Annotated in this window: 13 protein-coding genes and 1 tRNA gene; 2 read left to right on the top strand and 12 right to left on the bottom strand. The window is 74.5% G+C overall.

Annotation, left to right across the window (positions count from 1 at the left end; all coding sequences use genetic code 11):
* Nucleotides 1–43: 43 nt before the first annotated feature.
* On the bottom strand, nt 44–832 hold the full coding sequence (locus C9F11_RS17570; RefSeq protein WP_138960191.1) for an exodeoxyribonuclease III: 789 nt from the start codon (nt 830–832) through the stop codon (nt 44–46).
* Between the two features lie 74 nt (nt 833–906).
* On the opposite strand from C9F11_RS17570, the gene C9F11_RS17575 reads away from it, so the two are divergent.
* Nucleotides 907–1,386 carry a GNAT family N-acetyltransferase gene (locus C9F11_RS17575; protein ID WP_138960192.1) on the top strand — a complete coding sequence of 160 codons (480 nt, stop codon included), beginning with the start codon at nt 907–909 and terminating at the stop codon, nt 1,384–1,386.
* A gap of 328 nt (nt 1,387–1,714) precedes the next feature.
* On the opposite strand, the gene C9F11_RS17580 is transcribed toward C9F11_RS17575, so the two are convergent.
* The 3 genes from C9F11_RS17580 to C9F11_RS17590 all read right to left on the bottom strand — a co-directional run bounded on the left by C9F11_RS17580 (nt 1,715) and on the right by C9F11_RS17590 (nt 4,202).
* Nucleotides 1,715–2,932 (bottom strand): HAMP domain-containing sensor histidine kinase, encoded by a 1,218-nt coding sequence (locus C9F11_RS17580; RefSeq protein WP_138960193.1) that lies wholly within the window; start codon nt 2,930–2,932, stop codon nt 1,715–1,717.
* 13 nt (nt 2,933–2,945) lie between these two features.
* The gene (locus C9F11_RS17585; RefSeq protein WP_138960194.1) at nt 2,946–3,410 is read right to left on the bottom strand and encodes a hypothetical protein; all 465 of its coding nucleotides are present in this window, start codon (nt 3,408–3,410) and stop codon (nt 2,946–2,948) included.
* A gap of 84 nt (nt 3,411–3,494) precedes the next feature.
* Nucleotides 3,495–4,202 (bottom strand): NAD(P)H-dependent oxidoreductase, encoded by a 708-nt coding sequence (locus C9F11_RS17590; RefSeq protein WP_138960195.1) that lies wholly within the window; start codon nt 4,200–4,202, stop codon nt 3,495–3,497.
* 76 nt (nt 4,203–4,278) lie between these two features.
* Between C9F11_RS17590 and C9F11_RS17595 the strand changes: the two genes are divergently transcribed.
* A complete protein-coding gene (locus C9F11_RS17595) occupies nt 4,279–5,172 on the top strand; it encodes a sigma-70 family RNA polymerase sigma factor (RefSeq protein WP_138960196.1) in 894 nt (297 codons plus the stop codon).
* 91 nt (nt 5,173–5,263) lie between these two features.
* Here the strand turns inward: C9F11_RS17595 and C9F11_RS17600 are convergent, their stop codons facing one another.
* From C9F11_RS17600 to galU, 8 genes are all read right to left on the bottom strand, one after another.
* Nucleotides 5,264–6,235 carry a quinone oxidoreductase gene (locus tag C9F11_RS17600; RefSeq protein ID WP_138960197.1) on the bottom strand — a complete coding sequence of 324 codons (972 nt, stop codon included), beginning with the start codon at nt 6,233–6,235 and terminating at the stop codon, nt 5,264–5,266.
* Between the two features lie 281 nt (nt 6,236–6,516).
* Nucleotides 6,517–6,590 (bottom strand) — tRNA-Ala (locus tag C9F11_RS17605).
* A 113-nt stretch (nt 6,591–6,703) separates the two neighbouring features.
* Nucleotides 6,704–7,987, bottom strand: coding sequence for a gephyrin-like molybdotransferase receptor GlpR (gene glpR / locus C9F11_RS17610; RefSeq protein ID WP_138960198.1), 1,284 nt, complete (start codon nt 7,985–7,987; stop codon nt 6,704–6,706).
* Nucleotides 7,988–8,293: 306 nt separating this feature from the next.
* Complete coding sequence (locus C9F11_RS17615) at nt 8,294–8,917, bottom strand: GNAT family protein (RefSeq protein WP_138960199.1); 624 nt, start codon at nt 8,915–8,917, stop codon at nt 8,294–8,296.
* Nucleotides 8,914–9,447: a MogA/MoaB family molybdenum cofactor biosynthesis protein gene (locus tag C9F11_RS17620; protein ID WP_138960200.1), complete on the bottom strand. Its 534-nt coding sequence runs from the start codon at nt 9,445–9,447 to the stop codon at nt 8,914–8,916. The genes C9F11_RS17615 and C9F11_RS17620 overlap by 4 nt, the downstream gene beginning before the upstream one ends.
* The gene (gene moaC, locus C9F11_RS17625) at nt 9,444–9,935 is read right to left on the bottom strand and encodes a cyclic pyranopterin monophosphate synthase MoaC (RefSeq protein WP_138960201.1); all 492 of its coding nucleotides are present in this window, start codon (nt 9,933–9,935) and stop codon (nt 9,444–9,446) included. The genes C9F11_RS17620 and moaC overlap by 4 nt, the downstream gene beginning before the upstream one ends.
* A gap of 131 nt (nt 9,936–10,066) precedes the next feature.
* Nucleotides 10,067–11,404: a gephyrin-like molybdotransferase Glp gene (gene glp / locus C9F11_RS17630; RefSeq protein WP_138966616.1), complete on the bottom strand. Its 1,338-nt coding sequence runs from the start codon at nt 11,402–11,404 to the stop codon at nt 10,067–10,069.
* Between the two features lie 42 nt (nt 11,405–11,446).
* A complete protein-coding gene (gene galU, locus C9F11_RS17635; protein ID WP_138960202.1) occupies nt 11,447–12,349 on the bottom strand; it encodes a UTP--glucose-1-phosphate uridylyltransferase GalU in 903 nt (300 codons plus the stop codon).
* Nucleotides 12,350–12,407 lie beyond the last annotated feature (58 nt).

Here is a 12,407-nt window from a genome sequence, read left to right on the forward strand (position 1 = left end):
GCGCAAGCAGGCGGCCTCCCGGGCCGGGCCGCTCGTACCGGGCCTACTCGTAGACGACGGTCACCGGGGCGTGGTCCGACCAGCGCTCGTCGTGCGTCGCGGCCCGCTCGACGAAGCCCTTGACCGCGCGGCCCACGAGGCCGGGCGTCGCGACGTGGTAGTCGATGCGCCACCCCGAGTCGTTGTCGAAGGCGCGGCCCCGGTAGGACCACCACGAGTACGGGCCCTCGACGTCCGGGTGCAGGACGCGCATGACGTCGCCGAACTCGGCGAACACCTCCGACATCCAGGCGCGCTCCTCCGGCAGGAAGCCGGAGTTCTTCTTGTTGCCGCGCCAGTTCTTGAGGTCCGCCTCCTGGTGGGCGATGTTCCAGTCGCCGCAGACGAGGACCTCGCGGCCGTCGGCGGCGGCCCGCGCCTTCAGGTCCTTCAGATACGCGAGGAACTCCCCCATGAACCGGATCTTCTCGTCCTGCCGCTCGGTGCCGACCTCGCCCGAGGGCAGATACAGGCTCGCGACCGTGACGCCCGGCAGGTCCGCCTCCACATAGCGCCCGCTCCCGTCGAACTCGGCGGACCCGAAGCCGACCCGCACGCGCTCCGGCTCCCGCCGCGAGTACAGCGAGACGCCCGCGCGGCCCTTCGCCGCGGCCGGGGCGTGCGTCACGTGCCAGCCCTCGGGCGCGCGCACCTCGTCCGGCAGCTGGTGCGGCTCGGCGCGCACCTCCTGGAGGCACAGCACGTCGGCGCCGGTGCCGTCGAGCCACTCCACGAACCCCTTCTTGGCGGCGGCCCGCAGCCCGTTCACATTCACGCTGGTCACAGTGAGCATCCCGGCACCCTACCGGCACACTGGAGGCGACCGTCGCAGCCACCACACCTCTGCATAGGGATACGATTCATAGCATGGACATACGCCGGGTCGCCTTCGACCACCCCGACGCCGTGAAGCTCAACGACCGTGTCCAGGGCGAGTACGCCGAGCGCTACGGGGACGAGGGCGACGTCACGCCGCTGGACCCGACGATGTTCCGGCCGCCGCGCGGCCTCTACCTCATCGCGTACGACGCCGCGGACGTGCCCGTGGCGACGGGCGGCTGGCGCGTGATGGACGCGAACGGCGAGGGGTACGCGGACGGCGACGCCGAGATCAAGCGCATGTACGTCGTCCCCGAGGCGCGGGGCCTCGGGCTCGCCCGGCGGATCCTGGCCGCCCTGGAGGAGGACGCCCGTGCGGCGGGGCGGGCCCGCATGGTCCTCGAAACCGGCACCAAGCAGCCCGAGGCCATCGCCCTCTACGCCTCCAGCGGCTACGCCCTCTGCGAGCGCTTCGGCTACTACCGCTTCCACGACCTGAGCCGCTGCTACGCCAAGCCCTTGCGCTGAGCTCCGCGCCCCCCGGCCCACGCCGGGCCGCGCCGGGCCGTCGTCCGTCTACCGGCCCGTCTCGGCCGCTCGCGCAGTTCCCCGCGCCCCTGACGGGGCCCTCCACCCGCCGGGCCACACCGGGCTGCGCCGGGCCGTGCCGGGCCGCCCCGCGCCGTCGTCCGCCTGCCGGTCCGTCGCGGCCGGTCGCGCAGTTCCCCGCGCCCCTGACGGGGCCCTCGCCCACCCGCTGTGGGCAATCGTCCCGCAGGGCGGGACGGGTGGGCACAGCACCCGGGCGCCGGGCAACCGTGGAACCAGGCCCCCGCCCGGGGAAGGGCCAGGGCGGCTACCCCCCGCCCGGGGCGGCCCGCACAGCGGCACTGAGGTCAAGGGTCGCCACCGCCCCACCCCCCTCATTGGCGAAGCGCACCGAGGCGCCCAAGACCTCCGCCTGCCCCCGCGCGATGGTCAGCCCGAGCCCGAGCCCCGTCTCCCTCGCCCCCGTACGAAACCGCTGCGGCCCCCCGGCGAGCAGCGCCTCCGGGAACCCGCCCCCCTGGTCCCGCACGGACACCACGCCCCCCTCCACCGCCACCACCACCGGCACCCGCCCGTGCCGCAACGCGTTGGTGACGAAGTTCGCCACGATCCGCTCGACCCGCCGCGGGTCGGTCGCCACCTCCACGTCCCGCACCACCCGCACGGACACCCCCTCCGCGTCCCCCACCGCCCCGCCCACGGCCCGCCGCACCACGTCCCCGAGCCCGCACACCTCCGTGCGGACCTCCTCGCCCGCCGCGTCGAGCCGCGCCACCTCGATCACGTCGTCGACGAGCTCCCGCAGCCGCCCCGCGGCCTCCCGTACGAGCTCGGCGGGGCGCCCCGGCGGCAGCAGCCCCGCCGCCGTGACCATGCCCGCGACGGGCGTCCGCAGCTCGTGGGCGATGTTCGCGGTGACCTCCCGCTCGGCCCGCAGCCGCGCGGCGAGCGCGTCCGCCATGGTGTTCACGGCGGCGGCGAGCCGGGTGATCTCGTCCTTGCCGTGCAGCGGCAGGCGGGCCGTCAGATCGCCGTCCGCGATCCGCTGCGCCGCGTCCGCCTTCGCGGTGAGCCGGCGCCCCAGGCGCGTCGCGACCAGCAGCCCGGCCACGCACGCGAGCGCGGTGCCGATGCCGCCCGCGGCCCACAGCACCCGGTCCAGATCGCGTACCGTCTCGGTCTCCCAGCGGTACGGCCACTTCACGGCGACGATCTCGTCGCGGTACCCGCTGGCCGCCCAGAGCTGCGGCACCTTCCCGCTCCGGTCGAGGAACACGCCCCACTTGCCCGCCCGCGCCGCGTGCGCCAGGGGCCTGGGCAGGTCGGGCGGGTCGATGAGGGTGCGGTCGCCGTCGATCCCGGCCGCGTGGTCCTGCACGGCGGTCCGCAGCCGCTCCCCGGCCTGGCTGCGCGCGCTGTCGTACTGCGCCTCGACGGTGCGGTGGTGCACGAGCAGCCCGATCACCACGGACACGACGGCCGCCGTGCCCGCGATGGCCAGGCCGATCTTCGTCCGCAGTCCCATGGGCGCCCCGGCCTCAGAAGTCCGGCGCCATCAGCCGGATGCCCTGGAACTGCACGTTCACGGCGGCGGGCGGCAGCGCCTCGGGCTTCGCGGGCTCGACGGTCGCCCGCCGGTAGTAGGCGGCGGAGTCCTCCCGCTCGACCCCGCTGAGCGTCAGCGTCGCCTCGTACGGCTCCCGGCCGCAGCCCGGCAGGCACCAGCTGCCGCTGAGCCGCCCCGTGGCCCGCGCGGTGGGCCCGCCCCAGTCCTTCCAGCGCAGCGAGGACATGGCCACGTCGTCGGTGACGCCGAAGGCCGTGGGCCGCTGGAGGGGCCGCGCGAGCGCGTCGGCGACGTACACCGGACCGCTGATCCGCGTCGGCTTGAGCGCGGAGCCCTCGACGTGCAGCCCCTCGTGCTCCGCGCAGCCCCCGGCGAGCACGACGGCCAGCGCCGTCCCGCCGACGGCTCCGGCACGCCTCCTCCAGCTGCCCCGCATGCCCCAAATGTAACGATCACCCCATTGGGGCACGCGCGGAGACCAGCCGGAGGAGGGACGCCCGGCCCCGGGGCCCTCCCCGGCCTAGAACGACTCCGCCAGCTCCCCCACCGCGTCGCGGGCCCCGGCGAGCGACCGCTCCCCGAGCTCGCGGAACCGCCCCAGCGCCGGAATGTCCGCGGCCCGCGTCAGCTCGGCCCGCACCACGCGCAGGTTCTCCTCGGCCACCCCGAGCTGCGCGAAGTACGCCCGCAGATACGGCAGCTGGAAGTCGCACCCCTCGCGCGGGGTGCCGGGACCGTAGCCGCCCCCGCACGCGGCGGCCACCACCACCCGGGTCCGGGCGAGCAGCGGCCGCCCGCTGTCCGGGTCGGCGTACGCGCCGGGGAAGGAGACCCGGTCGATCCAGGCCTTCAGGGCGGCGGAGACGGAGAAGTTGTACATGGGAGCCCCGACGAGCAGCGTCGTGGCCGCCCGCACCTGGGTGACCAGCGGCAGCGTCGCCGCCCACTCCCGCTCCTCGTCGGCCCCCTCGGCCAGCGCGGCCACCTTCTCCAGGGGCAGCGCGCCCTGCCGCTCCGCCCGTGTCCCGAGCCGGACGTACCCCTCGCCGACGAGCGGTACGGGCTCCGCGGTCAGGTCCCGGTACCGGTACTCCGCGCCCGGGTGCCGGGCCAGCCAGCCGCGCGCGTACGCGGCGCCGAGGGCGCGGGTCACCGAACCGTCGCTCCGGTCGGCACTCGAATCCAGGTGCAGCAGCACCGGTGCCTCGGTCCGTACGGCCTCATCCATGTCTGTTCACTCCTGTCACCACAAGGTGGTTGGCTACGTCACGGCCCTGACGGAGCGACCCGGGAAAAGGTGACCGATGGACGAGCGGCACGAGGCGGACGGCCTCGCGGACCTCTTCGAGACGCACCGCGGCCGCCTGCGGGCCGTCGCGTACCGCATGCTCGGCTCCGCCACCGAGGCCGACGACGCCGTGCAGGAGACCTGGCTGCGGCTCGGCCGCACCGACGTCACGGGCGTCGAGAACCTGCCGGGCTGGCTGACCACGGTCGTCTCCCGCGTCTGCCTCGACATGCTGCGCACGCGCGCGTCGCGCCGCGAGGCCTTCCTGTCCGACGAAGGCGCCCTCGACCGCGTCCCCGGCCGCACCACGCCGACCCCCGAGGAAGAGGCCGTCCTGGTCGAGTCCGTGGGGCGCGCCCTGCTCGTGGTCCTGGACACGCTCGGCCCCGCCGAACGGGTCGCGTTCGTGCTGCACGACACCTTCGCGGTGCCCTTCGACCGGATCGCCCCCATCGTGGAGCGCTCCACCGTCGCCACGAAGAAGCTGGCGAGCCGCGCCCGCCACAAGGTCCGCGGCACCCCCGCCCTGCCCGGCGCGGAGCTGGCCCGGCACCGGGACGTCGTGGAGGCCTTCCTCAGCGCGGCCCGCGGCGGCGACCTCACCGCCCTGCTCGCGGTCCTGGCCCCCGACGTCGTCCGCCGCGCCGAGGCCGCGGCGCTGCCCGCGCGCACGCCGCCGGAGATCCGCGGCGCCGACGCCGTCGCCCGCGAGACGGTGGTGCTCGCCCGCAACGCCCGGTTCGCCGCCCCGGCCCTGGTCAACGGCCGCCCCGGCCTGGTCGTGGCCCCCCACGGCCGGCTGCGCCTGGCCCTGACCGTCACCGTCGAGTCCGGCCGCGTCACGGCGTACGAGGTGATCGCCACCCCGTCCCGCCTGCGCGCGCTCGACCTCGCGCTCCTGCCGGACTGAGGCCCGCCGGGCCCCGTACGGACACGGCTGCGCGGGATCGACGCCTGGCGGAAGCCACGTTCCCGCAGGTCAGTCGATCCCGCCGGTGGCCCTAGGGGATGACGAGTAGCTTGCCGGTGGTACGCCGAGCCTCCAGATCGCGGTGAGCCCGGGCGGCCTCGGCGAGCGGGTAGCGGGCCGTCACGGTGGTCTCGAGCGCCTTGGTGCGCACCAATTCAAGGACGTCGGCGGCGCGTCGGAGCAGCTCGGACCGGTCGGCGATGAAGTGCCCGAGGCTCGGCCGGATCAGGGTCAGCGAACCGCCCTGGGCGAGCCGCATGGGGTCGAAGGGCGGCACCGCACCACTCGCGGCGCCGAAGAGCACCAGGTGGCCGCGGGGTCGCAGGCTGGCGAGGCTCGCATCGAAGGTGTCCCTGCCGACGCCGTCGAAGACGACGGGCAGGCCCTGGCCGCCGTGGAGCCGCTTCACCTCGGCCGCGAGATCGTCCACCGCGGAGTAGAGGATCACCTCGGCGGCCCCGGCGCGCCGCGCCAGCTGGGCCTTCTCCGGTGTCGAGGTCGTGCCGATCACTCGGCCGCCGAGATGGGTGATGAGCTGGGTCAGCACAAGCCCCATGCCACCGGCGGCAGCGTGCACGAGCACCGTGTCGCCCGGCTGGACCGGATAGGCGTCCTTGACGAGGTAGTGCGCCGTCATGCCCTGCAGCAGCACGGCGGCGGCGGCCTCGAAGCCGACGCCGTCGGGCAGGGGCACGAGCCGGGAGGAGTCCACGACGGCCCGCTCGGCATAGGTGCCGGGAATCTCCACCCAGCCGACCCGGTCTCCCACAGCGACGTGGGTGACGCCGGGTCCGACCTCGAGGACCGTGCCCGCGCCCTCAGTGCCCGGGGTGAAGGGCAGCGGGAGGGTGTACCGGCCCTGGCGGTGGTACACGTCGAGGAAGTTGACGCCGGACGCGGCGACCTCCACGACCGCCTGGCCCGGGCCCGGCGTCGGTTGATCCATGTCGACCAGGCGCAGCACCTCGGGACCGCCCACTTCGGAAACCTGAATCGCTCGCATGACCCCTCCTGGAACGGCTGACTTCCCTCACCAACTCCGGTCGTGGCGATCCGATTCCCGCTCGCGGTGAGGTGTCGTACCGACGCAGGACGAACCATCACACACGACGATCACGGCACCACACCGCCGCAGGGCAACGCGTCCACGGCTGCGGATCGCCGTCATCGCTCACCCTGAACAGCCTCGAACAGACCCCGGAAACGACGAAGATCCCGCGCGATCATGATGATCGCCGGGATCTCGTCAACCGACCTTGAGCCAACTCAAGAACGGCTGTGCAGTGGACCTGAGGGGATTTGAACCCCTGGCCCCCTCGATGCGAACGAGGTGCGCTACCGGACTGCGCCACAGGCCCTTGCAACGAGTGAAACTCTAGCACCCCCACGGGGGTGCTTGGAAATCCGTTCCCCGCTGGTCAGCGAGCGGGACCCCGCGACGGCGCGACGGGGTCCCGGGGTGTGCCGCCGGTCACTCGTTCGCGGCGCGCGGGCGGCCGTCGGCGGAGGCGCCGTCGTCGTACTGGTCGAACAGCGGGGTGCGGCCGCGCTCGCGGGAGCGGCGGGCGGACGCGGCCCTGCGGGCGTCGCTGCGGGCGTCGTCCCCGGCGGCCTCGGCGCGCTCCTCCCGCTCCGGGTGCTCCTGCTCGGCGCGCTCGGCCCCGTCCCGCCCGGCGCGGTCCGCCGTGCCGTCCGCGGCCGGTTCCGCCGTGCTCGACCGGGCCGAGCTCCAGGTGTCGGGCGCGCCCAGGTCGACGCTGCCGGTGGCGCGCGGGGCGACCGGGGCCGTCACGTACGTCGGAAGGGGCACCGGGACCGGGTCCCAGCTGTCGCCGCGGGCGGGGCCGTGCCGCCGCTCGCGCTGCTGGTCGACCCACTCGGCGTGGTCGGTCTGCTCGACGAGCGCGCGCCGGTCGGCGGCGAGCGCGGACAGACCGGGGTCGGCCTCCGGGACGGGCTCCTCGGCGACGGGCTCGGCACCGCGCTCGGGCCTGCGCGGCTGCCGCTCGCGCAGCTGCCGTGCGGCGGCCTCGGCCCGGCGCCGGTCCATCGTGTACGTGAAGCGCCGCCGCTCCTGGCGGCGCAGATAGACGATGTACGCGCTCAGCAGCGCCGCGGGCACGCCGGGCACCCACAGGAGCCCCACGCCGCCGACCGCGGCGACGACCGCGGCGAGCGTGAAGGCGAGGAACAGCATCACGGTGGTGCGGCGGCGGCGCGCGAGGACCTTGGAGCGCCGGGCCCGGGCCGCGGCCTCGGCGGCACCGCGGGCGGCCTGCCGGTCGGCCGCCGCGCCGCGGGGGTTCCCGCGGTGGGCCTGCTGCCGGTCGGGGGCCTGCCGGTCGGGGCCCCTGCGCCGGTCCGCGGCGTCCGGCGCGGACGGCTGCCGGCCGTGCGGCTCCGTGTCCACGCCCGCCTGGGACCGGGGCCGTTGCCGCCCCGTCGCCCGGCCGCGGGGCTCGGTCGCCACGTCCTCGTCCGGGAGCATGGCGAAGGCCCGGACGTCCACCGAGTCGGTGGCGGCGTCCGGTTCGGCGCGCGACTCCTCCTCGGACGAGTCGGACGTACGCGCGCGCAGGTCCTTGGCGTATCGGCGCTCCATGCCCGCCCGTCCGGACAGCAGCCGGATGGCGGTGCTGAAGCGTTCCGTCGGACGGGCTTCATTGAGCTCGTCCTGCCTACGGAGCCACATCGGCACCAAGTAGGCGGCCCAGGCCCCGACGATGACTGCGTAGAAGAGGCCGCTGCTGCTCACGCCTCACACGGTAGAGGGGTTTTGTCGAGGCCATCCGCCAATTGGGCCGGTGTGTCGCACGATCTGGCTGATATCTCAAACTTTTTTTGCGACTGATGCGATCAACAGGCCGCGCCCGCAAGGAATTTAACGGTCACTCACCGAGCAATTTCGAACAGGTATTTCATTTATGAGAGAGGCAGCATCCGCGCCCCGCGGCCACCGCGGAGCGCCAACTCGCCCCGTCCGCGCGCCGAAGCACCCAGGTGAGCACCCTCCTCGACCGCTCCGGACGAGGCGTTGCGCCTGCGCCGCGCACACGCTCCGCTACGCGGTGTGCCGTGGCCGGGCCCGGTGCCAGCGGTGCAGCAGGCCCTCCGGGACCTCCTCCGCGGTGAGCGCGAACACGAGGTGGTCGCGCCAGGCCCCGTCGATGTGAAGATATCGTGGACGAAGCCCCTCCTCACGGAATCCGAGTTTCTCCACGACCCGGCGGCTCGGCGCGTTCTCCGGCCGAATGCAGACCTCGACGCGGTGCAGCCCGACCGTCCGGAAGCAGTGGTCGACCACGAGCGCCACGGCGGTCGGCATCACCCCGCGCCCCGCGACGGACTCGTCCACCCAGTACCCGACGTGCCCGGAGCACATCGAGCCCCAGGTGATCCCGGCGACCGTCAACTGCCCGACGAGCCGCCCCTGGTACTCGATGACGAACGGCAGCATCCGGCCCGCGCCGGCCTCCGCCCGCAGGTGCCGGACCATCTGGCGGTACGTGGGCCGGTGCGCGACCGGGCCGCCGGGCGTGGGCGGCGGAATCGTGGCCTCCCAGGGGCGCAGCCAGTCGCGGTTGCGCCGGTTGACCTCGCGCCAGGCGCGCTGGTCACGCAGCTTTATGGGGCGGAGGGTGACATCACCGTCCGTCAGCTCGGCGGGCCAGCTGGGGGCGTTCAGCTCGCACCCCCGTCGGTTCTCGGATGGTCGCCGCCGCGCAGCTGGTCGACGGCGTGCCGCAGCAGCGGCCCCAGGACCGCGAGGCCGTCGCGCACCCCGCCGCTGGAGCCGGGCAGGTTCACGATCAGGGTGCGGCCCGCGACCCCGGCCAGGCCCCGGGAGAGCGCGGCCGTGGGCACCTTCTCGCGGCCGTACGCCCGGATCGCCTCCGGGATGCCCGGCACCTCGTGGTCGAGGACGCCGCGGGTCGCCTCGGGCGTGCGGTCGGTGGGCGAGACGCCGGTGCCGCCGGTGGTGAGGATGACGTCGTACCCGGCCTCGACCCCGGCGCGCAGGGCCCGCGCCACGGGGTCGCCGTCGGGCACCACCCGGGGGCCGTCGACGGCGAAGCCGAGCGCGGCGAGCCCCTCGGCGAGGATCGGTCCGCCCGTGTCCGCGTAGACACCGGCGGCGGCGCGGTTGGACGCGGTGACGACGAGTGCGCGGTACGGGGCCGGGGAGCCCGGGGCGGCGCCGGTGGAGGCGCTCACGCGCCCTCCCCCTCGCGGCTCCAGGTGCCGGACTTGCCGCCCGTCTTCTCCTCCACCCGTACGTCCGTGATGACGGCCCCCTTGTCGACGGCCTTCACCATGTCGACGACCGTGAGCGCGGCGACGCTCACCGCCGTGAGGGCCTCCATCTCCACGCCCGTGCGGTCCGTCGTCTTCACGGTGGCGGTGATCTCCACGGCGTCGTCGGCGACGGACAGGTCGAGCTTCACCCCGGAGACGGCCAGCGGGTGGCAGAGCGGGATCAGGTCGGGCGTGCGCTTGGCGCCCATGATGCCCGCGATCCGGGCGGTCGCCAGGGCGTCGCCCTTCGGGACGCCCTCGCCGCGCAGCAGCTCGATCACGCGTGGCGCGACCAGGACGCGCCCGCTCGCCCGCGCGGTGCGCGCGGTCACGTCCTTCTCCGATACGTCGACCATGCGGGCGGCACCCGCTTCGTCGATGTGCGTCAGTCCCTGCTGGGTGCTCATGTGCTGTGGCGCTCCTGGTCCGGACCCCGCGCGGGCGCGCGGCCTGCTGTGCGCGACACCGTACCGCCCGTCCGTCGCGCGCGGTCGCCCCACCCGAGCCCGGCGCCCCTCGTCCCCGCCCGGGGCGGGCGTCAGCCGAGGAGCACCACGTCGACCTCGGTGCCCGGCTCGACCGACGTCGTGTCCTCGGGGACGACGATCAGCGCGTCCGCCTGCGCGAGGGCGGCGACGAGGTGCGACCCGCTGCCGCCGACGGGCGTCACCGTGCCCGCGTCCGCGTCGTGGCGGCCGCGCAGGAACTGGCGCTTCCCGGGCGGCGACGCGAGCGCCTCGGCGGCGCCCAGCCGTGCCCGGACGGTGGTCCTGTGCACGTCGGGCAGGCCCATCAGGGTGCGCACGGCGGGCCGCACGAAGACCTCGAAGGAGACGTACGACGACACGGGGTTGCCCGGCAGGGCGAGCAGCGGGGTGTGGTCGGGGCCGATCGAGCCGAAGCCCTGCGGCTTGCCGGGCTGCATGGCGAGCTTGCGGAACTCCACGCCGCCGCCCGCCCCGAGGCCCTTCTCGTCGTCCGGGTCGCCGATCGCGGAGAGGGCCTCCTTGACGACGTCGTACGCGCCGACGCTGACGCCGCCGGTGGTGACCACGAGGTCGGCGCGGATGAGCTGGTCCTCGATGGTGGAGCGCAGGGTCTCCGCGTCGTCGGCGACGGCGCCCACCCGGTAGGCGATCGCCCCGGCCTCGCGGGCGGCGGCGGTGAGGGAGAAGCTGTTGGAGTCGTAGATCTGACCGTCGGCCAGTTCCTCACCGGGCTGGACCAGTTCGCTTCCGGTGGACAGGACGACCACGCGCGGGCGCGGGCGCACCGTGACCGTGCCCCGGCCGATCGCGGCGAGCAGGGCGATCTGCGCGGCGCCGAGGACCGTGCCCGCGGTCAGGGCGCGGTCGCCCGCCCGCACGTCGCTGCCTCGCGGGCGGACGTGGGCGCCGGGCTTCGCCGGGCGGTACACCCGGACCTCTCCAAAGGCGCCCTCGGGGGCCGCGCTGTGGGCCCGCATCCCGGAGACCGGGCCCTCGCCGAGCCCGCCGTCGGTCCACTCCACGGGCACGACCGCCTCGGCGCCGGGCGGCAGCGGGGCACCGGTCATGATGCGGGCGGCCTGCCCGGGGCCGACGGTGGGCGGCTCGCCCTGCCCCGCGGCGACGTCGCCGACGACGGTCAGGACGGCGGGGAACTCCGCGCCCGCGCCCGCCACGTCGGCGGCGCGGACCGCGTACCCGTCCATGGAGCTGTTGTCGAACGGCGGCAGCGACACGGGCACCGTGACGTCCTCGACCAGGACGCAGCCCTGGGCGTCGAGGAGCTGGAGCTCGATGGGCTCCAGCGGGCGGACGGCCGCCAGGATGTCCTCCAGGTGCTCGTCCACCGACCACACGTGCTCCTGGCCGGTGTCCTGCCCGCGGGGCACCCCGGTGCCGTCGTGCGTCGTCGTGCCGCTGCTGCTCAAGTGCTACATCTCCTCGGTGACGTAACTGCGGAGCCAGGCCTTGAAGTCGGGGCCCAGGTCTTCACGTTCGCACGCGAGTCTGACAATGGCACGCAGATAGTCGCCGCGGTCGCCGGTGTCATAGCGGCGGCCCTTGAAGACCACGCCGTGCACGGGACCGCCGACCTTCTCGTCGGCGGCGAGCTGCTGGAGGGCGTCGGTCAGCTGGATCTCGCCGCCGCGGCCCGGCTCGGTCTTGCGCAGTATGTCGAAGATGTGCGGGTCCAGGACGTACCGGCCGATGATCGCGTAGTTCGAGGGGGCGTCCGCCACGTCCGGCTTCTCGACCAGGTCGGTGACCTTCACGACGTCGTCCTCGTCGGTGGCCTCGACCGCCGCGCAGCCGTAGAGGTGGATCTGCTCGGGCGCGACCTCCATGAGCGCGATGACGCTGCCGCCGCACCGGTCCTGGATCTCGACCATGCGGGCGAGCAGCGGGTCGCGCGGGTCGATCAGGTCGTCGCCCAGGAGCACCGCGAAGGGCTCGCGGCCCACGTGCGGGGCGGCGCACAGGACGGCGTGACCGAGGCCCCTGGGGTCGCCCTGGCGGACGTAGTGCATGGTGGCCAGGTCGCTGGACTCCTGGACCTTCGCGAGCCGGGATTCGTCGCCCTTCTTCTCCAGGGCGGACTCCAGCTCGTAGTTGCGGTCGAAGTGGTCCTCCAGGGGGCGCTTGTTGCGGCCCGTGATCATGAGGACGTCGTCCAGGCCCGCGGCGACCGCCTCCTCCACCACGTACTGGATCGCCGGCTTGTCGACGACCGGCAGCATTTCCTTGGGCGTGGCCTTGGTGGCGGGCAGGAAGCGCGTGCCAAGACCAGCTGCGGGGATGACAGCCTTGGTGATCTTGGGGTGAGACTCAGTCATGCCCGTCACCATATCCGGTGCCTATGCGGAGAATCTGCGGCTTCGGATTATTGGCCCA

This window comes from Streptomyces sp. YIM 121038, from assembly GCF_006088715.1.
Lineage (GTDB): Bacteria > Actinomycetota > Actinomycetes > Streptomycetales > Streptomycetaceae > Streptomyces.